This window comes from Paenibacillus periandrae (assembly GCF_022458865.1).
Classification (GTDB): Bacteria; Bacillota; Bacilli; order Paenibacillales; family NBRC-103111; genus Paenibacillus_S; species Paenibacillus_S periandrae.
In genome coordinates this window covers 186,305-212,048 of the sequence record NZ_JAJNMU010000006.1, presented here as the reverse complement: position 1 = coordinate 212,048, position 25,744 = coordinate 186,305, and the positions used below count along the sequence as shown (strand labels likewise).

Genomic DNA, 25,744 nt, shown 5'->3' with positions numbered 1-25,744 from the left:
TTCCACTTCCTTTTTAGAAGTTTAAATTAATTCGTATTTCAAGATATGTGGGTTAATAACTATTTGACTGTACAGATGCCTAAGATGATGAAGAAGTCATTCGATCCCAGTTGGTGCGGCCCATGAACTGTATGTGTGGCTAAAGGGCATAATAGTTGAGAAAGGAAATAAAATTTAAATCTCGAATATTTAAAAATTTGATGACAGACAGGAGTTAGATACGATGATAAAAGGCTTCGGGGGAATATTTTGGAGAACTAAAAATCTTGAATTTATAAAAAAATGGTACAGTGAAGTGTTGAAGATTGAAATAGAAAATTGGAATGGGACTGTGATAAAGCCCCAATTAGGAAATGAGACTATCTTTTCTTTCTTTACCGAGAATGACAGTTATTTTCCAACAGAACAACAAGTGATGTTAAATTTCCAAGTACATAATCTAGATGAGACTATTAAGCATCTTGAACATATTGGTGTTCCTCTTGCAAAGAAACAAGAGATTAGTGAATTTGGAAAGTTTATTTGGATTGAAGATCCTGAAGGTCGACTAATCGAGCTTTGGGAGAAATAACGAGTTGGCGGAAGTCCACACTATCTAACACGATCTTCAGCCAGGAAATCATGTTCTGTTCCAATAGTTGAAAAAGATACCTATTAATATGACACAAGGTGACATATTTAAAGTCTATAATGGGTGGTAGATCAACGAAAGGAGTAACAAATCATGAAACGAAGAATAATTTTAGATTTAGCAGTTACTTTAGATGGTTTTATTGAAGGGAAAAATGGGGAAGTTGATTGGTGCATTATGGACTCTGAGACGGGGTTTATAAATTTCTTAAATCAAATTGATACTATTTTTTACGGAAGAAAAAGCTATGATTTGTGGGGACAATTTACTCCAGAAATTGAAGATACTGAAACTGAAAAAGAAATGTGGGGATTGGTTCACAGTAAAGAGAAATATGTGTTTTCCAGAACGCAAAAAGGGACGGATAATCAAGCATTAGTTATAAATGATAATATTCTTGAAGAAGTGAATAAATTAAAGAATAAGCCTGGTAAAGACATCTGGCTATATGGCGGAGCGAGTCTTATTACAACTTTTATCAATTTAGGGCTTGTTGATGAATTTAGATTATCTGTTCACCCTGTTATTTTGGGAGAAGGAAAACCGTTGTTTATTGATATTAAACAGAGGTTGAATTTAAAAATGGTTAATACAAAAACGTTCTCCTCTGGTGTTGTGCAGCTGATCTATCATATGAACACAATTGATTAGAATACAAAAAATTTAATTTCTTCAATTATAGGGAAACGATAGCTCAATCAATTGAAAAGGGGTCTGAGACTACGGCAGGTCCCTTTGTCATTACGATTTTGGAAGCATTTTCTTACAAGCCAGTACTGTATAGTGGATAATTCGTCTTCGCTCAATTAAAGGGTAGGGGAGCTCAATAAGAAGAAACGAGAAGGGGTGTAGGTATGGGCATTTTAGGGTCAATGAATGTCAATGTAATTACGTTATTCGTTGAGGATTTGAAAGATGCGATGTCGTTTTATCAGGATGTCTTTGGCCTTTCATCCGTGTACGATGACGACAATTCGGCAGTATTCGAATTTGAAAATATAAGCATCAATCTGCTGAAAATTTCTGAAGCGCAGGGCCTTATCGCTCCCCAAACGGTCGCAAGTCGCGAGGCCGGGTCACGTTTCCAGTTCACCATCCGTGTGGATGATGTGGATGCCGTATGCGATGAATTAAAGGTGCGCGGCGTGGCTTTACTCAACGGTCCAATGAATCGGTCATGGGGAGTACGCACTGTCAGCTTTACTGATCCGGGAGGACATATCTGGGAGATCGCGCAGCAATTGACTTAACGTTAGGTTGCTACACACGCATGATAGTACATTAAATACGATCAAAGAGACTCACACCAATAGTCGAAAATCTACGGATCACCGCAGATTATCAAGAACTTACCTTCAAAGTAGTGGGGCAAGGTCAAATATATGATACAGTTAAAGCTGTTCGATATGTATAGTGTAAAGAAAGGTGAAGCAAGCGATTAATAAAGATCCAAGCAATAACTCAGCTATCGGTTAATATTTGGAAATTTATATTTTTAACAGGAAGGAAGTCAATCGTGCTGTTTCGAAAAGCTATTACAACTGATATACCGCAGTTAATTAAATTTCGTAAGATACTACTATGTCATGAGGACAACAGTAGTATGGATGAAACATTTAGAAACTACTTTGATTCCTCATTATCAGACAAGTCACTCGTTGTATGGGTTGCTGATGATGACGGAGTCGTTGTATCAACGGTATGTTTTTGCTTATGTCGATTTGCACCACGATTTGAAAATCCTTCTGGAATGGTTGCATACATGACTAATGTTTTCACAATCCCCAATTACCGTCGTCAAGGTATAGTATCCAAACTTATTACTGAAGCAATAGACGATTTGAAGGCACAAGGAATTGGAAAAATCCTGCTACATTCGTCTGATATGGCTAAACCGTTGTATGAAAGTCTTGGTTTTGTTGAAGGAAAGAACTATATGTCAACAAATATTTGATGATAGACACAACACATAGAAGATGCGGAGCCTTTCAATTGCCCTGACTGCCAAAGACTTTGGGAGTATCTACCTGCAACTAAATAAAAGAGAAAGTTCTATACAAAGAAGCCACTCCATTGTCAGGGGTGGCTTCTTCTCATTCTGATTCTAGTCGGGAGTAGTAGCCTTGAATAGATAATTGATATGATTATTTGTCATAATGTCCTCCTAAGCTTTATAACACGATCGTGGATCATGAAATATGCTTAAGTCTCACTTTTTAGTAATATTTACGATTTAAATAGATGAAGATGTCTCCTTCGTCTAGCATTTTGCAAATAACTACATAATAGAACATATTTTGCATTGGAAAACAGCAAGTTTGTGAGTTTCTTGTGAGAAGTGATTGTTATATTAGAATACATATCCATATAAACCTGGATAAAAAAATAGAAAAAGGTGAGAGAAATGGCGCGTTTAATGAAGCGCATGCTGATCTTCAGTCTGGTAATGGTTTGGGCATTCGCCGGATTGCAGGCAGCACCTGCGCAGGCAGCAACCAAGTGGGAGGATGTAAGCAGCATTAACGAAGGAGGAATCATATCTGACATTACTATCGCTTCATACAGCGGCAGTCTTTATGCCGCCTATATCCATACGGTAAACAATATCCCAAGGATGAAAGTAAAGAAATTTAACGGGAGTGCCTGGGAGCCGGTAGGCAGCGAATACATTTCAGATGATGATCAAAGCCAAATCCACGCAGCCAAAATGAGCATCAGTAACGGGATCATCTATGTTGCCTATACGGCTAGTGTGAATTACACTACTAAGTTATACGTGAAACAATATGACGGAAGCTCTTGGTCTTTGGCAGGAAATGACTCATTCCAAATCGGAACGGGATGGATGAACTTCTCTCTTTATGCTTACGAAGGCGTTCCTTATATTTCTTTTTCAACTGGGAAGGTATCCGTAATGAAGTTGGAGAATGGGGCTTGGAAGACGCTCGCCAACGCACAGCTTGGCCAGCAAGCTCAAGCTAACGACCTGTATGTCTACCAAGGAACACCTTATGTGGTTTACCAGGAATTAAACCCCTATTCCATTGTAGCGCAGAAGTTTAATGGAGATACATGGGAGAAAGTAGTGGGTAGCTCTTCCCAGGTTCAGTTACCGTCGAACAACCCTTTTTTTGCTGATTTCGTTGAATATCCCAAGATTTACGTTGACAACGGAACGCCTTATGTTGCCTACAGACATCAAAATTCTTCAAATATTCAGTATGTTAACGTACGGAAATACAACGGAAGCGAATGGGAAAGCGTAGGCGCAACCAATTTTTCGGAACCGATGCCCTCGTACATCAACTTCACAAAGGCGAAGGATTCGTTATATGTATCCTATAACAAGGTTGAAATGCAGGGAAATACATTCGCTTTAAAAACGTTCGTCCATCAGTATGTAAACGGGAACTGGACGATGATCGGCAACAACGAGACGTTTCCCAATATCAATGGTGAGCTCCCCCTGTATGGAAACAACAGCGCGATTTATGCCGCATATAGAACTTACGATGCTGCCAGTCCGAGTTCAAGTCAATTGGTGATCAAGGCGATTCCGTTTGGACTGCAAGTAAGCACCTTCGCCCCGTCCGCGAATGCGACCGGAGTTCCACTGAAGACAGGACTGAGTCTCACCTTCAGCGAGAACCCAACGGCAGTGAGCGGAAAAAGCATCGTGATCCGCAAGTCGTCAGATAACAGCGAGGTGGAGAGAATCGGGGTTAATGATTCGCAGAAGGTGAGCATTTTGGGAAAAACGGTTACTATTAAGTCCAAACCATTGGAGGGCAGTACCAAGTATGATGTATATATCGAGGCAGGGGCGTTTCAGAACCAGGACAGCAGCACCTATGAGGGGATATCCTCCCCTGGGGTATGGAGCTTTACGACTCTTATCAAGGGAGATCTGACCGGCGATGGAAAGGTCACGCCAGCAGATATACTCCTTGTCAATCAATATATATTGGGGAAAATCACCTTTACTGCCGAGCAAATCGAAATAGCCGATATGAACGGCGATGGAGTTGTGAATGCGGCAGACACGGCGATCATGATGAACATTTACCTGGGAAGGCAGTGAAATAAATGGATAAACGTCGATATGGAACCAAACGATGGTTGTACCAAATGCTCGTTATTATCGTAGTCTTGTGCATGACGGCTTCATTCGGACCGATGGGAGGCGCCGAGGCTGCTCCGACTGCGGGAGTGAAAGCTGAGGCTATCGGAGCGTCAGGCGAGCCCGGAAGTACGGTAAGTGTGGCAGTCAATATGGAGCCAGGGACAGCACCAGGTAATGATTTTATTCTAGGATACAACATGGAATTGTCTTACGACACCCAGGTGCTTGAGCTTGTTCAGGGGAATTCAGCGGTAAAAGATGAAGCGCAATCCTCTCTTTTTAACCCGGATACATCCATTGCCGGAAAGATTAAGGTTGCGGCAACGGGTTTAACCGACTTAGGGTTTCTTAGTTCCAAACAAAAGATTTTCACGGTTCAACTGAAAATCAAAGATAACGCGGTACCGGGTGATTCCATTGTAAGCTTCACCACCGCGCAATATACGGTGGATGGTACGACTTTCACTGCGATTCCCGGTCTCACTGCCGGCACAGTCAGCATCAATCCGCTTGCGCCCGGCACGGTAAGTATTGGTATCGGCAGTGCCAGCGGAGCACCCGGCGAAACGGTCGATGTGCCGGTATCCGTAAGCGAAGCTTCGAAAGGAGTAGGATCTTACGGAATGGAAATCGGCTATGATGCAGCCGCACTGGAAGTGACCCAAATAACCGGCCAATCCGGCAACAGCTTCGATTCCGTATACGACAATACTTCAGGCTCGCTCAAAGCTGCTTGGGCAGATCAGAGGGGCGGCGATGCCGTTATAACGGCAGGCCAAAAAATGTTTACAATCTCCTTCCGTATTAAGGATGGGGCGATGACCGGGACTAAAGCTTTAACCTTAAAGGGAAACAATCCGGAACAATTTACCGTGACCGACGCATCAGCGAAAGAAATGACGAAAACGCTGCAGTCCGGTAAAGTTGAAGTTGCTTTCCATTTGAAGGCGGCTGCGGGAGACGGCACAGCTCTCTTGAACTGGAACAGCGTAACAGGTGCTACCTACTACAATCTTTATATGGGTACAGCAAGCAGCGTTTACGACGCAACCTACAAAGCTTCCGTTACGCAAACCACCTATAACGTGAACGGCTTGACGAACGGGACAGCTTACTATTTCTTAGTCAAAGCATACAATGCCGACGGATGGATAACTGATTCCAATGAGGCCAGCATAAAGCCGAACACGGCAGTGCCGCCGACGCTGACGAAAGTGGGCATCGCCAGCAGCAATGCCACCCCGTTCGTTGCCAAAAAAGGCGATGTGGTGACTCTAACCTTTACCGCCAGCGAGAGCTTGAAGAATTTGCCGGCAGTCACCCTTACAGGCAGGGCGGCCAGCGTGACAAGCTTGGGCGGCAATGTCTATAAAGCGGAATATGCATTTACAGGCAATGAAACGGAAGGGCTTGTTCCGTTCACCATCGATTTCGCCAATTTGTCCGGAGACCTTGGAGTGCGCGTAAATACAACAACAGATGGCAGCAGTGTATTGTTCGATAAAACGGCGCCTGTGGGAACATTGAGCATTAACAGCGGAGCAGAGAGCACGATCTCGACCTCTGTCAACTTGACGATTACGGGGAGCGACGGTGCGGGCTCGAATGGCATCCGGATGCGCTTTTCTAACGACAACGCGGACTGGAGCTCATGGGAAGCGATTGCTGGAACGAAAGCATGGGCGTTGACCCCTGGCAGCGGCGCAAAGACAGTATCCATGGAGTTGACGGATGCGGCGGGCAATGTAACAACGCCTGCGATCAGCGCGGCGATTACCTTACGCAATACGTCCAGCGGCGGGGGCAGTTCATCGTCAGGTTCATCGTCCGGTTCTTCACAGGGTGAGACCATCACCGTCAATGTTGAAAACACCGGCAACGGCGGCGTTGTGTCCACGGCGGTCATACATCGAACGACTGGAGCAGACGGACGAAAGAAGGATGAGCTTTCCCTTACGCCGGGTCAGACAGACAAGCTTGTTGATCAACTGAAAGCTGCCGGTTCCAACTCTGCCAAGATCGTCATTCCCGATCCCAAGGATGAGGTATCAGAGGTTAAAGTAACTTTGCCGAAAGAATCAACAGCCAAATTGGCGGACAATAAAGTGAATTTAGAAATCAGCACAAATAATGTACGTATTGTTATTCCGGACGGCTCTCTGCAAGGATGGAAGGATGACATCTACTTCAATATCGTGCCGGTCAAAACAGAAAGTGAACGCAGTGAAATCGAACAGCGCGCAAGAACGGAGCAGATTGTGCGTGAAGCCGCCGGCAGTGCAATTGTCAATGTCTTGGGTCGTCCCATGATGATCGAGACGAACATGCAGAACCGTCCGGTTACGCTGATACTGCCTCTACCCGAGACGGGCCTGAACGAGCAGCAGCTTAAAGAGCTGGGCATCTTCATCGAGCATAGCGACGGTACAAAAGAGCTGATTCGAGGGGAAATTGTCTCCTACGATTCAACGGGCAAGCTGGGTATACGGTTTACCGTGAACAAGTTTAGTACGTTTACCGTCGTTCAGCTAGGATCGCAAGCAAGTAAAGTGCATCAAGCGTATATGACGGGCTATCCCGACGGCACATTCGGACCGGACAAGCCAATTACGCGTGCAGAGATGGCAACAGTGTTAGTCCGGTTGTTCGCTAAGGATAAGGGCAGTAAGACAGCTGCCATAACCTATAAGGATACCACGCCTGGTCATTGGGCCCATGCAGCTATCGATTTGGCAGCGGACAGCGGACTGATGGACGGTTATCCCGATGGCAGCTTCAAGCCGGAGCAAACCATTACGCGAGCTGAAGCGGCAAGCATTGCAGCTCGTTTGAGCTCAGCCGCGGAAGGCGGCGGCAGCTTCTCCGACACCGTAGGCCATTGGGCAGCGGCATCGATTGGGAAAGCGAAGGCGGCGGGAGTAGTTAACGGATACGCGGACGGCACGTTCCGTCCTGAGCAGACTCTTACCCGGGCTGAAGCGGTGACGATGCTTAACAAGTTGTCGGGCCGGGATCCGTTATCTGTATCCGATGCTAAATGGAGCGATGTACCTGCACAGCACTGGGCGTTTAAGAACATTCAAGAGGCGTCCGTGGATCATGTTCACGTGCCGGAATCAGTTAGTGGAAAGTAACGCGTTATTGGACAAGTTCCACACTTTACGATCACAGGCGCGTTTACAAGCGCGCTTGAGACGTTATCTCGTATGCATGACCTTCAACCGGATGTCGCTTTCCTTGATGTGGAAATGCCAAGGATGAACGGGCGGCAGCTCGCGGAAAAGATTAACGAGGCGTCGAAGCATACGAAAATCATATCGTATACAGGTGTAGAGTTGGGTAAAGTGGCAAATGGAAGGGACGTTGCACAGCAGGGAGATGACATTCTCTCTGCTTTTTTTGTGCTTCTTTTAAGTCTGTGTTAGCTCCGTGCTTTTTTTAGCTGACAAAAATTTAATCGTCACTTTATATACTTTTTTCCTTGCATATGACGTAACGTCATCCTTTACTCTTCTTGTATCAAGCTAATTTTGTCAAGGGGGAAGGTATGATGGCAACACGCAAAAAGATAATGCTAATTTTTGGCACCCGTCCGGAAGCGACAAAAATGGGACCAGTGGTTCAAGAACTAAAAAAACACCCGGAATGGTTCGAAACGAAGGTTATTGTTACAGGGCAACATAGAGAGCAACTTGATCAAGTGCTCACTCATTTTGATATACGACCAGATGTCGACTTGAACCTTATGAAAGAAAACCAAAGTCTTGCCTATATTACGTCTGCAGCGGTTACTGGTTTAGATAAAGTTATTTCCGAAGAAAAACCGGATCTCATTTTAATTCACGGAGATACTCAAACAGCAATGTGTGGCGGGATGGTTTCATTTTTTCATAAAATACCGATTGGGCATATTGAAGCAGGATTACGATCACAGAACAAGTACTCGCCTTGGCCGGAAGAGATGAATCGAAAAATCATTGACGTAGTTACTGACTTTTTGTTTGCACCCACGTCTATCGGTAAAGACAATCTTCTTAAAGAAGGCTACAATAGAGGCAATATACATATCACCGGACAAACTGCGGTTGATGCTGCAATAATGACAAATCGCTCTGATTATGTATTTAGCGAAGCTAGGCTGAATCACATATGTAAACAAAACAGAAAAATCATAACCATGACCGCTCATCGTAAAGAAAACTATGGGGCTCCGATGTACCAAATGTTTCGAGCCATACGTCGTATAGCGGACGAAAATCCAGATGTATCTGTTATTTATCCCATTCATCTAAGTCCAATCGTTCGAGAAACAGCATTCCGAATATTATCAGGGCACGATAGAATCCATTTACTTGAACCCATAAATTACCCGGACATGATCAATTTGTTGTCTCGATCCTTTCTTGTACTAAGTGATTCCGGAGGTCTTCAGGAAGAAACTCCGGTATTTAAAAAACCGCTCGTACTCATGCGCGATACAACGGAACGACCTGAAGCTGTAACTGCAAAGGCAGTCTATCTTGCCGGGACTGAAGAGGACTCTATCTATGCGGTAACAGCCAGGCTGCTCACGGATAAGACCTTTTACAATTCCATGTCAAACGTTGTAAATCCCTTTGGCGATGGGCAAGCCTCAAGGCGTATTGTTCAGATTATCGCCCATCATTTTGGATTCGCCTCTGAACTTCCAAAAGAATTTATTGGATAGAAACCGGAGGTATATAGGAAGGAAGTTAATGGGGGTCAAAATGAAATGCAAATGCGAGGAGATTGGATGACCGCGGGGCAATTTGCGGACAAGGCAGGCGTAACAAAACGTACGGTGCGTTTTTACGATAATGTAGGACTCTTAAATCCGAGTCTTAGGACCGACTCTGGGCATCGATACTACACAAAGCAGGATTTAGCTCGACTACAAAGAATATTGACGCTAAAGTATATCGGGTTGACCATTGAAGAGATTGGACGAATCATACACCGTGATGGACACGAGGAGGATTTGAAGGAGTCCTTAAGAGTTCAGAGCACGATTATCGGGCAAAAAATGGAGCATCTTCGTCTCGTTCAAAAAACGGTAAAAGAGACTCTTTCGCTATTGGAAAGTTTGGATCACTCAGAGCGGGAAAGTCCGGATTCTGGAGCAGAGTACGGTGAAAGCAGTCCCGCATGGGAGCTATTCGCTTCAATTATCCGAATTGTGAATCAAGAGTATGAGAGCGCGCTCAACCTGCAAACGAGAATTCGATTACACGACGAATTCAGCGTAAATCCGTACAAGTGGCATCAATGGCTTTTTGATCAATTGATAGTCCCGCAAAATAGTACAATCCTTGAATTGGGTTGCGGGGACGGAGCTTTATGGAAACGGAATGCAGACCGTGTACCGGAAGGGTGGGACGTTACTCTGACGGACCTGTCTGAGGGGATGATACATGATGCAAAGGAGGGGCTACAACATCGGGTGCCCTCTAACAAATTTCGGTTCATCCCGACAGACGCACGGTCAATCCCATTTCCGGACGCAAGCTTTGATGCGGTTTTGGCCAATCATATGCTTTATCATGTTAGCGAGCGTCATCAATGCTTGAAAGAAATTCGGCGTGTTCTGAAGCCAGGTGGCATGCTGTTCGCATCCACGATGGGTAAAAGCCACATGAATGAAGTAAAAGGATTTCTAAGTAAATTGAATCCGAGTTATGATACTGGTCGCCAGGATTTCGCCTGCGAGTTTGGTTTGGAAAATGGAGAAGATCAACTGGATGCTGCAGGCTTCGTCGATATCCGTTTGCAAAGGTATGAGGATGCTATGCTAGTAACAGATGCAAAGCCGCTCGTCGCCTACATACGGACAACCCCTGGAGGCCGGGAAAATCTTACTGACAGCCGCTTGACTAAGCTCGAGGCAATGCTGAACGAATCAATAGGCTCGGATGGTGCAATTCATATTACCAAGGAAGTCGGCTTATTTGTAGCATTTCGCAAATAATGATAGAGCTGGGAAAGAAGAGAACTAACGATAGCAGAGAAGCTTCGGAGAGCCCATAAAGAATAGTTGATTGGAGGCTAAAAACATGAATGAGCAGATAGTCGTTGAACAGTTCAAGCAGGCGGTCATGAGCAATGATACGGTTGCGATGAGCCGATGCTTAAACGAGCATCCCTTTCTCGCCAAGCAAATTAACGAGCCGTGGTTTGCCTTCGATTCACCTGCGATTGTTGCCGCAGCGGCTAACGGGACCCGCGAAGCAGTGGACGTATTGCTGGAGCACGGTGCTGATTTACATGCAAAAAGCAGCTGGTGGGCAGGAGGATTCGGGGTTTTGCATCATGACCATCATGAGCTTGCCCGATATTTAATTGAACGAGGAGCTCCCGTCGATATACACGCGGCCGCGGCGCTGGGCATGTTGGATACTGTGAAAGAAATGGTCGAGATGAATCCCGCCGCCGTCAATCAGCGCGGGCCTGATGGACAGGTTCCGCTTCATTTTGCCACTGAACCTGAAATCATTGATTTTCTGCTTGCTAACGGTGCCGATATCGATAGGCGTGATATCGATCATGGCAGTACGCCAGCTCAATGGGCAATCGATAACGTGGCTAAATGCAGGCTTCTCATTGAGCGTGGCTCGGCAGCGGATATTTTTATAGCGATCAATATCGGAGATACAGAGCTGGTTCGCTCATTCATTAATAAGGACCCCGAGTGCCTTCAAGCTCAAGTCGGGCGGGGCAGTTTCACATCCGGCGATTCGAACGGGGGGCACATCTACACGTACAAAATAGGTGCAAATACGCGACCGTTCTATCTCGCGGCGCGCCGCAATCATCCCGAGATCGTGGATTTGATCACGAAGCATAGTCCTTTAAATCAGCGTTTGCTGCTTGCTTGCATGCAGGCCGATCCGGCGGCTGTGCAAATTCTGCTTGAGCAAGATTCGAATCTGGTAAAGTCGCTTTCGGCTGAGGATCTAAGCTTAATTGCCGATGCCGCATGGAACAATGAGGTTCAAGCCGTTCGTACGATGCTCGAAGCCGGGTTCCCTGCAGATTCCCGACGCGATAGCAAGGAATTTACGGCGCTTCATAACGCGGCAATGCGTGGAAACGACGAAGCCGTGCGGTTGCTGCTTGCGCACGGCGCATCCGTTCATCTAACCCACGGGTACGGCGGCAATGCATTGAATAGCTGTATGTGGGGTGCCGTTCACTTTAGAGATTCGGCCGGGGATTATCCGGCGGTAGCGGAGCAACTCCTTCAAGCAGGAGCTCCCTTGCCCAACCAGGTGTCGGGCAGCGAGGAAGTAAAGGAAGTGCTTGCGCGTCACCGAGTTAGGAAAGGGAAATGATACAATCGGGCAGGAGAGCTCGAAATTCATTGAGTGGAGAATTATTACAAATGGTCCGAAACTTTTGATATTACATGCTTGGCGGCTGTGAAAAGAGGCTTCCGAATTTGCTTGATCTCATGGATTCAAAGAAGTTTACGACTTGTGATCTGTTAAACTTTCAAATAAGTACAGAACGGTATAACTAGAGATAACAATAAATAGCCCACACTAATGGAGAAAAACACCACTTTATCGAACACCATCGATAATTCCGGCTTTTCTTGTCTTTTATATAAGTTATAGGACAAAATGGATGCTACCACAATTAAAAAGACCGAAATCAATGACGATAACGTGAGAATATCCAAAAGTCCAAATGTACCTCCGTTTGCTGGAACGAGGGAATTCACAACATAGGCATTGGCAACTACGCCAAAGAATGAAGCGCCACCTAAACCGGTTCGTGCATCGATAAGATCGGGTTTTGTCCACAATACGATTAAACCCAGAGCAACTGACAATAAGTACGGAAAAAATATTTTGAAATAGAAGCTCCAGTCGGTTCTATTCATTGAAATAGCTATTGCATATTGAGAGAATACCCGGTTTAAGCCGTTTGCATTGGGCGAGCTAAAGGTGGACTTATACTCATGTGGTTTAACCACATTCTGAAAATTAGTGACGCGATAACCGGGAATTTTCACTCTGGAGCTGATGGCTGAGTTGTCATCCACAACATAGTTCAAGGCTCCGCCATCATTTTTTTTATCTTCGAAATAGATATTAAGCATATGATCTTCTAATGAAAAACGAGTAGTATCGAAAACCTTATCTAAGGTAACGGTAATCTTATAACGTTGATAATTTTTACCATCTTCTAAATAATGCTCGCTTGAAAGTTCCTTTGAATCCATTTTTCCACCTATAACCTGAAAGGTCTCACCCGGATTCAGATCTTTATTGCCCAGCCATGAGAACCATATATAGAGATCGGCGGAAAATGTCGAATCCGCAATAGAAACATTATGTATGTTTTCCAGGTAAGAACCAATCTTCACCTCAGTGAAGGCAGATTTTTGCGGAGGATATTTAACCTCTACCTTAGTGACATCCATACGGTTTTTGTGATCTGAAGAGGATTGTTCTCTAGCATTTGACATAAATAAACCGAAATAAATAGTAAAAGCTACGTATATGGCCAGAATAACAATTGCACACAGGATCAATCCTGTTTTTTGTTTTTTGGTGATTTTCATTAGCTTTTCTTGCACGGTACCCACAACCTTCTCCATATTAATTAACTGTTTTATATTTCTGTTCTTTTCGATTCCAGCTATGCCTTCCTCAAAATCTGTTTGAACGAACATTTAGAGACCTGCCGATTACTGTTGTGAAGTCATGTGATATACGAATCCTCTTTTCTTATAAATCTAGTGAGCTTTTAATATAAAAAGTAATATTTTTTCATTACTATACTAGTCAAGCTAGCGAAAACACATGTAACTAAAGTTATAAGAAATATTAATTAATTGTAAAGGAGGGTGAATAGGTCTGAATTCCTTTTTCAGTCATCTATTTTGCTATGTTATTACGGAACTCGGCCCCTTCCATGCCAAGGGTTACTTGAAGGACTACGCACTTAGGCTGGAATAATCGGAACGGGGACATGCGATAGAACAACTGAGACAACGACATCCTCGGGAGTTTTAAGAGGTAGCGCACAGCACAAAGAAGGTCACGACATTTTGTGTGACCTTCTTTTGTGTTGTATTTTCCAATTGCAGGTGCTTGGCAAGCATTATATAGCTGTTACTATAGTGTGTTGCTTAAGCTTGATCTTCCTTTAACTTGTCCTTGCTATACTTGCCTTCCCCCAGCAGTTTGGCTGATATCACACCCACCACCAAAGACCATACCGGAGCGGAAATACCAAGGAAGGAAATATTCGATATGGCGATTACAAAAACAAACAAGATGGATAGTTGATATGAGGGTTCAGAAAAGGCCGATCGCAAGCTGTTTAACAGTACTCCCAGTAGAGCAAAACCAGAAAGCAGCGTAATAAATGAGGAAGGGAGCAGCTCAATAATTATGATCATTTTCCACGCAAACAATCCAAATAATGCGACCAATCCACCGGAAACTATCGCTGCCACCAGGCGCTTGTCTTTGGGGCCAGCTTCATCACTGCTGCAAAGCGCAGTCATCATCCCGCCGATGTTCACGGCATGTCCCCCAAATAAACCAACAAATAACGTTCCCAATCCCGAAAAAATTAGCGTTTTATTGACAGGTGGTTGATAACCATTTTTTTTCAGGGCAGCTAAAGCGACAGCGATGTCATTGCTCAAAATTAAAACAGCGATGGGAATCGCAACCGAGATCAGACTATTCCATGTAAAGGCCGGAATAACAAGCTGCGGTAAACTAAGTTCAGTTGTTTCAACAATTGGAAAATCGTAGCCAATGAAAAGCCCTAAGACACCAAAAATAAGTACACCTAATAAAGGAGAAATCCATTTAGAAAGTTTAGGTCCGATGAAAAAACCGAGAATGGCCAGCCCACCTACAAGTGGAGATTCTTTAAAAGCAGGCACGATATGAACAACATAATTCAGAATAAGACCCGCGAGCATGGCATCAATCATTGGTTTGGGGATGAATGCCAGTACTTTATTAAATAGTCCCGAAAATCCGAATAAGATGATTAGTCCACCGGTCATGATGAAGCTGCCTGACAATTCATTTAGTGAAAAGCCAGCTGCAACTGTGCTTAAAAAAGCGACGGCTGTAATGGAGTGTGCTCCGCCAAAAGGGATTTTGTATTTGAGAGACAGAATGATGTTGAAAGTTCCACCAATAAAGTAAACAGCAAATATCCATGAAACAAGCTCGGAACGGTTTAATCCCATCATGTCTGCACATTGGATCACCAGAATTGCACCGCCTGTGCAGGCCATTAAAGCGGACAAAACTCCGGCTAAAACGTTGTGTCTGTTCAAAATCGATGATGCTCCTTTTTAACCAGTTGTTGCATAGGCATATTGTTAAATAGCTCGTTCTAAGCTTCCTTAACTATATTAACTTAAAAAAGATCATCAGTAACCATCCAATATATGAATTTTTGAAGTGGTATAAATTTCTTGGATTTGGTCATGTTCCTTGCTTATCAGTCAAAAGCCTGACATTTATAATTAAACAATGACTATTAATATGATGAAGGTAGGGGAAATATAATGAAATCCTTTCCGTACGGATCTGTGCTCAAGGTACAACGGGAATTTACGCTTGAAACGATCAAAAAGAAATTGGATGATATGAAGCAATGTGGTATGAACTTTGTCGTCATTTGGCCTGCTGTTTTTTGGTGGGAAAATAAAGCCAATGCGAATTACCCTTTTCAGACGGGGATCGAGATTCTTAAGCATGCGGAGCAAATCGGGATGAAGGTTATTATGGAGCTGGCCGGGCAAATTACCGCGCTGGAATATGCATCTGATTTTCTGATGAGGGAAGAATATTATGCTACCAAAGCGAATGGAAGCTGCATATCCTTTATAAGCCATGGCCACATCGGTATAATTTTTCTTAACCAGCTGCTTCACTTCAGGATGGTTGTAGTTTAATTAATGGGATCGGATTGAAAAATGCCCATGACCGTTTGGCCTTAATCTAAGGGGAGGATTAGCGTGTACAAAGTATTGTTGGCAGATGACGACTATCCGGTAATCGAATTTTTGAGACAAGAAATCCCTTGGGATGAACTGAATCTGCAATTTATCGGGTATGCGGAGGATGGTTTATCGGCATTGGCCAAAGCTCAGGAGGAGATGCCTGATATTTTGATTACCGATATTGGCATGCCCGGAATGAATGGCATCGAGCTGATCCAGCACTTGAAGCAGCTCAATCCCAAAATGCGTACAGTCATTTTGTCCTGTCATGATGAATTTCAGTATACCCGGCAAGCGGTTAAGCTGCATGTACAAGATTATGTGCTCAAGGAATCGATGGAAATTGAAGAGCTGGTAGATATTTTGAAAAAGCTGCTGGTTCAATTGGATGAGGAACAGAACGAAACCCGAAAAACTCAAGGGATGCTGCTATCGTTCAAGCAAAATCAGGATACGCTGAAGGAGAAGCTGATCAGCAAGCTATTACATGCTCCGATCTTTGATGAAGCCGAATGGCATCGGGAGTTTGACAAATTCGGTGTCGACTTTGCAGCTAAAAAATACTTCTCTGTCATTTGTTACATCAATCAATATGACAAGCAGTTGAAACGGTTCCAGTCCGAGGAAGTGCTTGTATATGCGATAATCAATATCATCGATGAAATTTTGCATAATAATCAGGATGCGGTTTGTTTCCGTTTAGGCTCCAAGGAGCTATTGTTTCTGTTTGCCGGGTCCAGAATGAACGGGAATCAGGTTACGGATTTTGATAAGAAGCCTTTATTGGATATACAGTCAGCCATTCACAAATATATAAAAATTGATGTTTCTTTTATTATGGGAGAGCATTACAGCAGCACGATTAAAGTGCTTAAAAGAGAGATCAATGTCCTAATGGAGCTGTCTCTTCAACGGTTTTATTTGCCTGATAGGGTGGTCACCCGAATGGAACAGCTAACCGTTCCGTTTGCTCGGGAGGATATTTTCCAGTATTACTCGGAAGTGTCTGATGCCTTCGGGAAGCTGTTACTCGATGATGCTGTGGCTCTGATTGATGGAACGATTTCGGAATGGTTCCGCTTCTTCATTGAACATCGCTTTCATCCTGAAGAGCTGAAGAGCTTCATTCTCAGACTGGTGATGGACCAATATGTGAAAGTCAGATCCTCAGCACAATATTTTGATTTTGAAATGTCGAAGGAGCTGCTGCATCAGGCTGTTTTATCTGTCGAATCGATCTGCGAGTTGGAAGCGTGGTTGACTTTATTTTGGAAATCATTGCTCGAATCTATTTCAACCATGTCCAAACGTTCCAGACGTATGGAAATCATTAAGGCACAAAAATATGTGCTAACCCACCTTGATCAGAAAATTACTTTGGAGGAAGTTTCGGAACTGCTGCATTTGAATCCGGCCTATTTCAGCCGTTTGTATAAAAAAGAGACCCAGGAAAGCTTTATCGGCTATGTTACCCGGATGAAGATGGAGAAGGCTAAGGAATGGCTGGAAACGACAAACAAAACGGTGGAGGAAATATCGGTTCAGCTTGGCTATGAGAATAAAAGCTATTTTAACAAATGCTTTAAATCGATTTACAATATGCCACCTTCCTTGTTGCAGCAAAATCTCGGCTTGAAGTAAGGGGGGAATACTTGCACGTACCGCGGTGCGGCGGCCTGTCTGGATTGAGGGGTGGCCGCAGCCAACTATAATTAGCAAATAAAATTCACTCGAATAAAAACGACTTCTATCAAATTTTGTAGTATAGTATTTTATGGAATTAAAATACTATTAAGGGATGTGTTTACAAGTGAAATCGAAAGTTTATTCTTCTGTTCTTGTGTCGTTGCTTCTCTTCTTTTCCATTTCTTCATCTATTTTTGCTCAAATAGGAGATTACGATCCCCCAGTTTTTAAATCTATCCATTTATCATCTAATACTGCTGATCCGAATCAACCTGTAACAATTACGGCTGACGCATCTGACGAATCTGGTATTGCTTATATCAATTTATCGTATCAAATTGAAGCTGGTGGAGGACCAGGTAAGAACCTTCATATAATACCTAATGGCGATGGTGTTCTTACTACTACGTTCTTGGTATCAACTAACGACAGATCAGGTAAATACAATTTACAGAACATAATAATACAGGATACACAAGGAAATATAGCTTATATCTATCATTCGGAAACACAGACAGGCGGCAATAATAATGGAATCTATATGAATCTAAGCTCTTATTCTATTAACGTTTCTGGCACGGTGACTGATACAAGTCCCCCATTAATTAATCGAATTTCCGTTAGTCCAACGAATATTAATGGAAACGGAATTGTCCAAGTGAAAGCATCAATTACCGATGAATTAACTGGAGTTGCTTATGCAGGAATAAGGTATCAACTAGCGGGATCGAACGTAGGGAAATCGACTAGTTTTTTTATTGATGGAAACGGAGATTATGTAGGAACTCTATTTTTTAGTCCAAGTGATCCATCAGGAACATACGAAATCTCTTCTATTTATGCCCAAGATATGCAGGGAAACATGTTCACGATTTATAATTCGAAAACGAATACTGATCAATCGACAAATATCTCTTACCGCGATTTGAGTCAATATAATATCGTTGTAGAAGGTTCGGTGCTCCCCGATTTGAAACCGCCTGTATTAAATAATTTGACCATATCCAGCACGAATGTAAGAGTTGGAGATAGTGTAACTGTTACAGCAGATATTTATGATGAATCAGACCAAATTATTGCATATGGAAACTACAAACCAATAAATAGCACGAGATTATATGACAAAAGCTTGAATTTTGTGCGCAACAATCAGGGCTTATACATTGCTACTATATATTTTGGCCCCAATGATGACAAAGGAGTGTATGTACTAGATCGAATAGGTTTTCAAGATAATCAGGGGAATGCATACTCCATATATCACTCTACAACGAATACAAGCCAAACAGCGAACTATCGCTATGAAGATTTAAGCAGATATAATATAAACTTTGAAACAGGCATCCCGACCTGGCCTTCTGAAAATGCACTCTCTGTAACGAATTCTACTTATACCAGTGCAGATATTGAGTGGAAGCCCGCAATTAGTCAAAGCGAAATTAATCATTATAATATTTATAAAAATAGTAGTTTAATACAAACTGTAGGTGGGAACGTATACGGATATCATGTAGATGGGCTCTCCCCTGGAGAAACCTATAAATTTATGGTAGAAGCAAATAATAAGGATGGTAATAGTGTTAATAATCCTATCGTTACAGTAACAACAAGCACCTACAATACCAATGATATCACCCCCCCATACTGGCTGCCTTATGCACGCATAACAGTAGCAGATGTAACCTATAATAGTCTTACATTATCCTGGGATCCAGCTACTGATAATGTGGGTGTGAAGCAATATCATATTTACCGCGATGGCGAGCTTTATGCATCTATTGATGCAAAAAGTACATCATTGAATATTTCGAATTTAATCCCGAACACTACTGTAAAATTTGATGTTAAAGCGACGGATTATGCTGGAAATATATCTACTAGTGGTCCTTCCCTGACTGTAAAGCTGCCCAATGTGATTCCTCAAACACCACAGGTTTCACTCCAAACTAACGAGGGGTTTATCCAAGTCGGCTCCACAATTGAACTGAACGTTGCTGCAAGCAGTGCATCTGATTTATATGGTTTTTTAATGAAGCTAGACTATGATCCTTCTAAATTTAAGATGACACAAATAGGATTGCATTCTGACTTTGGAATTGAAAATGTAGATGCCATACTTGGGAAAGATGATAGCTTAATAGGTCATATCGATTTTTCTGGCGTCTTGCTTGGAAACGTTCCTGGTAAGTATAATAACCTGAAATTAGCTACAATAAAGTTCACTGCATTGCAGAATGGTAATGGAAAATTTGAATTATCCACAAACTCTCAATTAAGTGATTCTTATGGACATATTAGCAATCTAAACAATCCTGTTAGTTTAAGTGTTCATATAGGGGACCTTGATTTTAACAATGACGGACTCGTCAATCTTAGTGATCTAGTTATCATTTCACATCATAATGGTGCGTACAAAGGACAGCCTATGTATGATTCCATCTATGATCTAAATAATGATGGTGTAATCAACAGTATTGATATTCAATATGTAGCTGACAAGATTACTAAGAATTAAAATTATTTGTTTAAAGGGGTTGGATTAATAATCCATCCTCTTATTTGTTCTTCAGTGCAGTTTATTGTAATAGACGATAAGTTGCTTATAAACGTTTTATGCCTGTAACGGATACAGCCGTAATGCTACAATAAATGAATACCGATTGGCAAAGGAGCTGTTGAATTGTCTGCAAGAGAAGAGTTGGTTTCACAAGTACTCTCAACGGCTCAGATGCTTGGACTCACCGGGATTACTCCTATGATTCTCAGCGATGGCGGGAATCTGATTATTCATTTGGCTCCGCATGAGATAGTGGCCCGACTCGCTATTGTTACATCAGAAGATGACGCGGAGCGCACCTATCATATGCTGGATCGAGAGTTGCAGGTCGCACGTCACCTGCATGCCAATGATGTTCCGGTTGTACTGCCTTTTCGGGTTGCAGGACCACACAAGGTGGGGGATAAGTGGGCGACATTTTGGAGGTATGTGCCTCCTGCACAATTGGAGTCTCTGGAACCAAGACATGCATACGAACTAGTAAATAAACTATCCTTAGCCATGAAAAGCTTCCCTGGTGTGATCCCATTACTCGGCGTATGGAACAGAGTACAACAGGCAGCAATTCGATTGAAAAAAAATCCTGACTCCCGAATACAAACTCTATTAGAGATTTTTTGGAGAGTAAACGAGCAAATTCGGTTGATTCAACCTGAAGCATTGATACCTGCTCATGGTGATGCTCATGCCCGAAACTTGCTGCGAGGTCCTGAAGGCTGGCTCTGGATGGATTTTGAGGATGTGTCCATCATGCCGATTTACTGGGACATGGCTTCATTTATTGGTAACCTTGTTTTATTTGGTGGAATTCAGGATCCTACCTATCAGTATATATGGAATCATATAGATAAATGCGAAGATCAAAAAGCTTTTCAGCTTGCGCTTACCGCACGAATTCTAATGTCTACCTTATCCAACCTTGATTTAGCGCATACGGGACATGGGGATTTGGGATTTGCAACTCGACAATTGGAGCTTGCTAAACACATTCTACACCAGATTGACATGAGTATGCTAAATTGTGGAGGAGCAGATGGACGTGGACTATGAAGACCTGCTTAAATCAGCGATAAAACCATATGGGCTCAATCCGCAAACCATGCTCATCTTGCGAAAGGGAAACAGGAATGATCTTGAATTCTTGATTAGAATTGATTTAAAAAATGATGGATATACGTCAGGAGCAGATGATGTTGAACTGACAGAGCAGCAGCAAGAGGAACATCGCCAGAAGATACAAAAGTATGTAACTGACCCCAATAAAGGTTCATTTATTATTGAAAATTCAGTTATGTCCATGCCCATTGGTATGATCATGTATTCCATATCCAACAGGGATGATGTGTATCCCTGGAAAACAATATATAATGAATTAGATCGTACCTTATTTCAAAGTGACGGTCGATTTCTAGAGATTTTTCAATTATGGGTGCATCCAGCTTACCGCAGAGCAGGCTTGGCAACACAACTTAAAAACAAGCTGGAAGAAGAAGCTCAATATCACAATGTCAATTTAATTTATACACATACCGAAGAGGTAAATGATCACGTCATTGAGCTTAATAAAAAAATAGGTTATCAAGAGGTTCGACGTGGTCCTATTTGGGATGATATCATTCGTGTTAGCCTTATCAAACAGCTGAATGTATCCAATTAAGAGTATAAGTATTGGAGTTGAACACCATGTACTTACGTAGCCTGGAAATTCTCAGAAATAAAGATCATGACTCAAAAGCGTATCCCTTTACGATACCCGCGATCAAAGAGTTGGACTCCATTTCGTTTGAAACGAATGTTACCTTTCTTGTGGGGGAGAATGGCTCGGGGAAATCTACACTGCTGGAGGCGATCGCCTATCAGTGCGGATTTAACACGGCTGGAGGAGGGAGGAACAACGCCTATGAGGTTGATGCTTCCGCGTCCATTCTGGGGGACCATATCCGGCTCTCGTGGATGCCCAAAATCACGAATGGATTTTTTCTGCGAGCAGAAACCTTTTATCACTTTGCGTCCCATATGGACACGCTGCCCGAGGGCTTGCAATATTATGGAGGTCGTTCCTTACACGAGCAATCGCATGGGGAGGCGTTTCTTTCACTTTTCACACATCGCTTTGGAAAAAGGGCGATTTACCTGCTGGATGAACCGGAAGCGGCTCTATCCCCTGCGCGGCAGCTGGCATTGCTGCGCATTATTAAAGATTTGGAGAACGATGCTCAGTTCATCATCGCTACGCATTCACCGATTCTGCTCGGATATCCAAATGCGCAAATCCTGAATTTTGACGTTCAGCCTGTAGCGGAGATTCGATATGAGGATACGCTGCATTATTTGATTACAAGACGTTTTCTGGAAAACAGGAAGGCTGTTCTCAAGGATTTGTTTGAAGATTAACAGGTTTGATGATACCAGAACAACAGGATTTACTAACTTTTTGTTGAATATATGAAAGATATGCATGACGGGGTGAAGAGGGGCTGGTTGTGAATGCCATGTCGTGTGTAACTCATTTTGAAATTGAACATAGTGTTATCAAAGCGACTTTCAAGGAGGAAAAAGTTTGAGTAAGCCCATAGCGCAAAGTTATAATAATCACAAGAAATTTGTACCTCTATTCCATTTTGTCCTGGCACCCATCGCGCTGATCCTATTTATTGCGTCGATTATTCACTTGTTCAAAGAGCAATTTAGTTATGCTTCCCTTTTTGATTTTGGTATTATCTTATGCGTATTAATATTGGCGGCGCTTATTCGACAATTTGCAACCCGATTGCAGGACCGTACCATTTTACAGGAAGAGAAATTTCGGCACGTTCAGCTTACAGGCAAACCTTTAGATCCAAGACTCAGTTTACAGCAGATCATCGCACTTCGTTTTGCTTCAGACGAATCATTTCCTCAATTATGTGTGAAGGCCGCCGAAACGGGGATGGAGCCTGACAAGATCAAAAAATCCATAACTGTGTGGAGGGCGGATAACCACCGAGTGTAAGTGGTGGAGTTCTGCCTGTTTTGCTCCAACGAAAAATGTTGAAAGATTGGAGGGATTCTTGTGAAAATCGCCTTTAACCAAGCAACCACAATGAAAAATTCAACGCTTAAAATCGATCTTGAATTTTGTGAAAAGCACGGGTACGATCTGATTGAAATCCGTTTGGATAAACTAAAGGAATACTAGAGGAAAATACAGTAGCTGATTTGAAGAACTTTTTCACTACCAGTAACATAAAACCGTTTGCTTTCAATGCGCTTGGATACAGTGAAATGGTATCCGTAGAATTGTTCAGGCCGGAGTACTGGGATTGGGAGATTGAGCGAACGATTCAAACAGGCAAAGAAACGACGGAACAGGCGATCCGTACATATTTTGCTTAGTCGAAAGCTGCCAAGGGCAGCTGCCTTATGCTCCAAAGCTCGTCCAATGTGCTGGGCGAGTTAGTGAAGAGGGCAGCTTGGTATCGGCATCGCCCTTCGCCGCGTTGAGCTGGGCTTGGGTGAGAAAGATACTGTCGGTAAGGTCAGCGCCGCTGATATCAGCATCTCGAAAATCTGCCCCGATGAGGTCAGCCACTCTCAAGTCAGCACCTTTGAGATCAGCGGCAATAAGGTACGCCCCTCGCAAGTTGGCACCTTTGAGATCTGCTCCTCCAAGCTTGGCCCCGATAAGATCAGCCCCTCGGCCGTAGTTCTTCTTGCGCCGTGAGGAAGCCGGCTGCTGTTCACGAGCTTCGGCTCGTACAAGCTCGCTTGTCCTCAGAAGCAGAGTATTGACATAGGCCCGATGTTTCGCCACGTCAAGCTCCATGAGAGAGTCAGGACTGAGGTAAGTTAGGCGTTCTGTTTCGTCGAGTGCGAGGCTGAGATCACCGTGGATTGGCTGAGCCGGCTGCAGTGTCAACGCTTCAGTCAAATACCAGAGCAGCTCATGGAGCTGCCACATGATCGGAAATACCTCAAACATTGGCTTTGCCGTATCCGGGGCTTGCCGCCAGCTTTGTCCATCGAAGGTGACTTGGGATACTTGCTGGCCTGCACCGAAACAATCATAAACCGTACAGCCTCGAAAACCCAGTTCTCTGAGGCTTGTGTGAACACCGCAGCGAAAATCCGACTGCAGGTTGGGACAGGGCTGACCGGCGTTTTTGTCGATTGCAAAATCAATTGATGCTGCAAAGGGCAGCGCGGCACAGCACAAGCCGAAGCAATTCTCGCAGTCAGCTTGCAGATGGATACGACTCCTGTCAGGGAAAGTCTCTGATTTATCTTGATTCTTGGACATGTGTTAACTCCTTACGCTGTACCCTTTAACAGCTAATTGACTCAAATTTGGTTACAATATTAGCGTAACACCTTTAATGCCCCGCTCCAGGAGAGGACCTGATCCAACAGCGTGTTGACGGCCGCTTCCTGACGGGGTGCGGGTTTCAGAATGCTGTAGTTTTCAAAGTCCGTAAAGACTGATAGGGTAACTTGAGCACGCACATCAGCGACATGCAGCTCACCCAAAATAAGTCTCAGGTTTTCTGCCGCACGAGCCCCGCCTGTACCACCGCCATAGCTGACTATCCCTGCTGCCTTATCCTTCCATTCATTAAAAAGATAGTCGATGGCGTTTTTGAGTGCCCCAGGGATTGCATGATTGTATTCAGGTGTTACAAAAATAAAGCCATCAAACGATTTGATTGCCTCAGACCAAGCGATCGTATGCGGTTTTGTATATCGAGCCATTAAAGGAGGGTTCGGTTCATCATATAACGGCAAATTGAATGCTGCAATATCGACAAGCTCGTATACAGCATCACTGCGTTTTTGTGCGATCTCGTGCACCCATTGAGCAACGGCTTCACCTCTGCGACCTGGACGCGTGCTGCCAATAATAATGGCTATTTTTAGCATGAGTAGCTCCTTCGTCATATTGACTGTATTTTTTTGATGCAGCGATATAACAATAATCACTGTAGTGAATCATAACAGATGGATTACGTATAGTTCAAAAGAAACATCGGTTATAACTAATGTTTCCGTTTGACAAAGTACGCAAAATAACAATATAATAGAATGAACATTCGATCTATGTTTGTTATATAAACTGAATCACGGAGGGATGCCATGTTTGATAAATACAATAAAGTACAGCAGGCTGTTTTGGAGACAACCCTTCGCATCATTATTCAAAGGGAGCTGCAAGCTACATCGATGGCGTTGATCGCTAAGGAATCCGGCGTATCGACAGGTAATATTTATCACTATTTTCAGAGCAAGGAGGATATTGTTAACGAGCTGTATAAGGGGATTGTTACCTTTAACGGTGAATATGTAATTCAGGGCTTGAATCAGAAGGGGACCATTCGGGAGCGCTTTAACTGGGGCTGGGAGAAGGTCATTGAGCTGAGCAAAAAGTATCCTGAAGGCTTTTTGTTTATTGAGCAGTATTCGTTTTCGCCCTATATTTATGAAGAGGTCAAAAAAGAGGCATATTCGGGCGGCTGGTGCGGCCCAATGAACAAGCTTTATGCCGAGGCGATTGACCAACAGCTTATTATCGACATGCAGCCGGAGTTAATGGTCCAAATGCATTACGGATCTATCGTATATATGGTCAAAGGACATATTCATGGGAACATTGAATTCACTGAAGAAATTGCTCGTGACGCGATACAGGCTTGCTGGAACGGAATCAGCCGAGATTTCCAAAAGCCAATTAAACAGGTCTTGGTTTAACCAGGGCCGATTTTTTTAAAA

General features: G+C 43.3%; 22 protein-coding genes and 1 pseudogene. 19 read left to right on the top strand and 4 right to left on the bottom strand.

Going from position 1 to position 25,744, the window contains the following annotated elements; all coding sequences use genetic code 11:
• Window positions 1-223 precede the first annotated feature (223 nt).
• From LRL21_RS11850 to LRL21_RS11805, 10 genes are all read left to right on the top strand, one after another.
• On the top strand, window positions 224-571 hold the full coding sequence (locus LRL21_RS11850) for a VOC family protein (RefSeq protein ID WP_240415980.1): 348 nt from the start codon (window positions 224-226) through the stop codon (window positions 569-571).
• A 153-nt stretch (window positions 572-724) separates the two neighbouring features.
• Window positions 725-1,282 (top strand): dihydrofolate reductase family protein, encoded by a 558-nt coding sequence (locus tag LRL21_RS11845; RefSeq protein WP_240415979.1) that lies wholly within the window; start codon window positions 725-727, stop codon window positions 1,280-1,282.
• 203 nt (window positions 1,283-1,485) lie between these two features.
• Complete coding sequence (locus tag LRL21_RS11840; protein ID WP_240415978.1) at window positions 1,486-1,881, top strand: VOC family protein; 396 nt, start codon at window positions 1,486-1,488, stop codon at window positions 1,879-1,881.
• A gap of 266 nt (window positions 1,882-2,147) precedes the next feature.
• Window positions 2,148-2,585, top strand: a complete 438-nt coding sequence (locus tag LRL21_RS11835; RefSeq protein WP_240415977.1) for a GNAT family N-acetyltransferase — start codon at window positions 2,148-2,150, stop codon at window positions 2,583-2,585.
• 450 nt (window positions 2,586-3,035) lie between these two features.
• Window positions 3,036-4,712: a dockerin type I domain-containing protein gene (locus LRL21_RS11830; protein ID WP_240415976.1), complete on the top strand. Its 1,677-nt coding sequence runs from the start codon at window positions 3,036-3,038 to the stop codon at window positions 4,710-4,712.
• A 5-nt stretch (window positions 4,713-4,717) separates the two neighbouring features.
• Window positions 4,718-7,888 (top strand): S-layer homology domain-containing protein, encoded by a 3,171-nt coding sequence (locus LRL21_RS11825; RefSeq protein ID WP_240415975.1) that lies wholly within the window; start codon window positions 4,718-4,720, stop codon window positions 7,886-7,888.
• A gap of 6 nt (window positions 7,889-7,894) precedes the next feature.
• Window positions 7,895-8,179, top strand: coding sequence for a response regulator (locus LRL21_RS11820; protein WP_338044618.1), 285 nt, complete (start codon window positions 7,895-7,897; stop codon window positions 8,177-8,179).
• Window positions 8,180-8,301: 122 nt separating this feature from the next.
• Complete coding sequence (gene wecB, locus LRL21_RS11815) at window positions 8,302-9,462, top strand: non-hydrolyzing UDP-N-acetylglucosamine 2-epimerase (protein ID WP_338044615.1); 1,161 nt, start codon at window positions 8,302-8,304, stop codon at window positions 9,460-9,462.
• Window positions 9,463-9,507: 45 nt separating this feature from the next.
• Window positions 9,508-10,740, top strand: a complete 1,233-nt coding sequence (locus LRL21_RS11810) for a MerR family transcriptional regulator (protein WP_240415973.1) — start codon at window positions 9,508-9,510, stop codon at window positions 10,738-10,740.
• An 85-nt stretch (window positions 10,741-10,825) separates the two neighbouring features.
• A complete protein-coding gene (locus LRL21_RS11805; protein WP_240415972.1) occupies window positions 10,826-12,103 on the top strand; it encodes an ankyrin repeat domain-containing protein in 1,278 nt (425 codons plus the stop codon).
• A 152-nt stretch (window positions 12,104-12,255) separates the two neighbouring features.
• Here LRL21_RS11805 and LRL21_RS11800 read toward each other — a convergent pair whose 3' ends face one another.
• Together LRL21_RS11800 and LRL21_RS11795 are read right to left on the bottom strand one after the other, a co-directional pair.
• Window positions 12,256-13,452 carry a hypothetical protein gene (locus tag LRL21_RS11800; protein ID WP_240415971.1) on the bottom strand — a complete coding sequence of 399 codons (1,197 nt, stop codon included), beginning with the start codon at window positions 13,450-13,452 and terminating at the stop codon, window positions 12,256-12,258.
• 459 nt (window positions 13,453-13,911) lie between these two features.
• The gene (locus LRL21_RS11795) at window positions 13,912-15,087 is read right to left on the bottom strand and encodes a benzoate/H(+) symporter BenE family transporter (protein WP_240415970.1); all 1,176 of its coding nucleotides are present in this window, start codon (window positions 15,085-15,087) and stop codon (window positions 13,912-13,914) included.
• A 234-nt stretch (window positions 15,088-15,321) separates the two neighbouring features.
• Here LRL21_RS11795 and LRL21_RS11790 point away from each other — a divergent pair, with 234 nt between their 5' ends.
• The 8 genes and pseudogenes from LRL21_RS11790 to LRL21_RS46250 form a co-directional block, all read left to right on the top strand.
• Complete coding sequence (locus LRL21_RS11790; protein WP_240415969.1) at window positions 15,322-15,711, top strand: apurinic/apyrimidinic endonuclease family protein; 390 nt, start codon at window positions 15,322-15,324, stop codon at window positions 15,709-15,711.
• 63 nt (window positions 15,712-15,774) lie between these two features.
• Window positions 15,775-17,400, top strand: a complete 1,626-nt coding sequence (locus tag LRL21_RS11785; RefSeq protein ID WP_240415968.1) for a response regulator — start codon at window positions 15,775-15,777, stop codon at window positions 17,398-17,400.
• 169 nt (window positions 17,401-17,569) lie between these two features.
• Window positions 17,570-19,960, top strand: coding sequence for a fibronectin type III domain-containing protein (locus LRL21_RS11780; RefSeq protein ID WP_240415967.1), 2,391 nt, complete (start codon window positions 17,570-17,572; stop codon window positions 19,958-19,960).
• A gap of 165 nt (window positions 19,961-20,125) precedes the next feature.
• Window positions 20,126-21,052, top strand: a complete 927-nt coding sequence (locus LRL21_RS11775; RefSeq protein WP_240415966.1) for a phosphotransferase — start codon at window positions 20,126-20,128, stop codon at window positions 21,050-21,052.
• Window positions 21,042-21,659, top strand: a complete 618-nt coding sequence (locus tag LRL21_RS11770) for a GNAT family N-acetyltransferase (protein WP_240415965.1) — start codon at window positions 21,042-21,044, stop codon at window positions 21,657-21,659. The genes LRL21_RS11775 and LRL21_RS11770 overlap by 11 nt, the downstream gene beginning before the upstream one ends.
• A 26-nt stretch (window positions 21,660-21,685) precedes the next feature.
• Window positions 21,686-22,396 carry an AAA family ATPase gene (locus LRL21_RS11765; protein ID WP_240415964.1) on the top strand — a complete coding sequence of 237 codons (711 nt, stop codon included), beginning with the start codon at window positions 21,686-21,688 and terminating at the stop codon, window positions 22,394-22,396.
• Window positions 22,397-22,562: 166 nt separating this feature from the next.
• The gene (locus LRL21_RS11760; RefSeq protein WP_240415963.1) at window positions 22,563-22,994 is read left to right on the top strand and encodes a DUF6526 family protein; all 432 of its coding nucleotides are present in this window, start codon (window positions 22,563-22,565) and stop codon (window positions 22,992-22,994) included.
• A gap of 60 nt (window positions 22,995-23,054) precedes the next feature.
• Window positions 23,055-23,254, top strand: a pseudogene (locus LRL21_RS46250) (isomerase); the annotation flags it as partial.
• A 148-nt stretch (window positions 23,255-23,402) separates the two neighbouring features.
• On the opposite strand, the gene LRL21_RS11750 reads toward LRL21_RS46250, so the two are convergent.
• Window positions 23,403-24,281 (bottom strand): pentapeptide repeat-containing protein, encoded by an 879-nt coding sequence (locus LRL21_RS11750; RefSeq protein ID WP_240415962.1) that lies wholly within the window; start codon window positions 24,279-24,281, stop codon window positions 23,403-23,405.
• A 59-nt stretch (window positions 24,282-24,340) separates the two neighbouring features.
• Complete coding sequence (locus tag LRL21_RS11745) at window positions 24,341-24,898, bottom strand: NADPH-dependent FMN reductase (RefSeq protein ID WP_240415961.1); 558 nt, start codon at window positions 24,896-24,898, stop codon at window positions 24,341-24,343.
• Between the two features lie 213 nt (window positions 24,899-25,111).
• Between LRL21_RS11745 and LRL21_RS11740 the strand changes: the two genes are divergently transcribed.
• Complete coding sequence (locus LRL21_RS11740; RefSeq protein WP_240415960.1) at window positions 25,112-25,723, top strand: TetR/AcrR family transcriptional regulator; 612 nt, start codon at window positions 25,112-25,114, stop codon at window positions 25,721-25,723.
• Window positions 25,724-25,744: the final 21 nt, after the last annotated feature.

Bases quoted from the DNA above. Each gene is read 5' to 3' on its own strand.
- LRL21_RS11850 (WP_240415980.1), top strand. From the start codon at position 224: ATGATAAAAGGCTTCGGGGGAATATTTTGGAGAACTAAAAATCTTGAA.
- LRL21_RS11845 (WP_240415979.1), top strand. From the start codon at position 725: ATGAAACGAAGAATAATTTTAGATTTAGCAGTTACTTTAGATGGTTTT.
- LRL21_RS11840 (WP_240415978.1), top strand. From the start codon at position 1,486: ATGGGCATTTTAGGGTCAATGAATGTCAATGTAATTACGTTATTCGTT.
- LRL21_RS11830 (WP_240415976.1), top strand. From the start codon at position 3,036: ATGGCGCGTTTAATGAAGCGCATGCTGATCTTCAGTCTGGTAATGGTT.
- LRL21_RS11825 (WP_240415975.1), top strand. From the start codon at position 4,718: ATGGATAAACGTCGATATGGAACCAAACGATGGTTGTACCAAATGCTC.
- wecB (WP_338044615.1), top strand. From the start codon at position 8,302: ATGATGGCAACACGCAAAAAGATAATGCTAATTTTTGGCACCCGTCCG.
- LRL21_RS11810 (WP_240415973.1), top strand. From the start codon at position 9,508: ATGCAAATGCGAGGAGATTGGATGACCGCGGGGCAATTTGCGGACAAG.
- LRL21_RS11805 (WP_240415972.1), top strand. From the start codon at position 10,826: ATGAATGAGCAGATAGTCGTTGAACAGTTCAAGCAGGCGGTCATGAGC.
- LRL21_RS11800 (WP_240415971.1), bottom strand. From the start codon at position 13,452: ATGTTCGTTCAAACAGATTTTGAGGAAGGCATAGCTGGAATCGAAAAG.
- LRL21_RS11790 (WP_240415969.1), top strand. From the start codon at position 15,322: ATGAAATCCTTTCCGTACGGATCTGTGCTCAAGGTACAACGGGAATTT.
- LRL21_RS11765 (WP_240415964.1), top strand. From the start codon at position 21,686: ATGTACTTACGTAGCCTGGAAATTCTCAGAAATAAAGATCATGACTCA.
- LRL21_RS11750 (WP_240415962.1), bottom strand. From the start codon at position 24,281: ATGTCCAAGAATCAAGATAAATCAGAGACTTTCCCTGACAGGAGTCGT.
- LRL21_RS11745 (WP_240415961.1), bottom strand. From the start codon at position 24,898: ATGCTAAAAATAGCCATTATTATTGGCAGCACGCGTCCAGGTCGCAGA.
- LRL21_RS11740 (WP_240415960.1), top strand. From the start codon at position 25,112: ATGTTTGATAAATACAATAAAGTACAGCAGGCTGTTTTGGAGACAACC.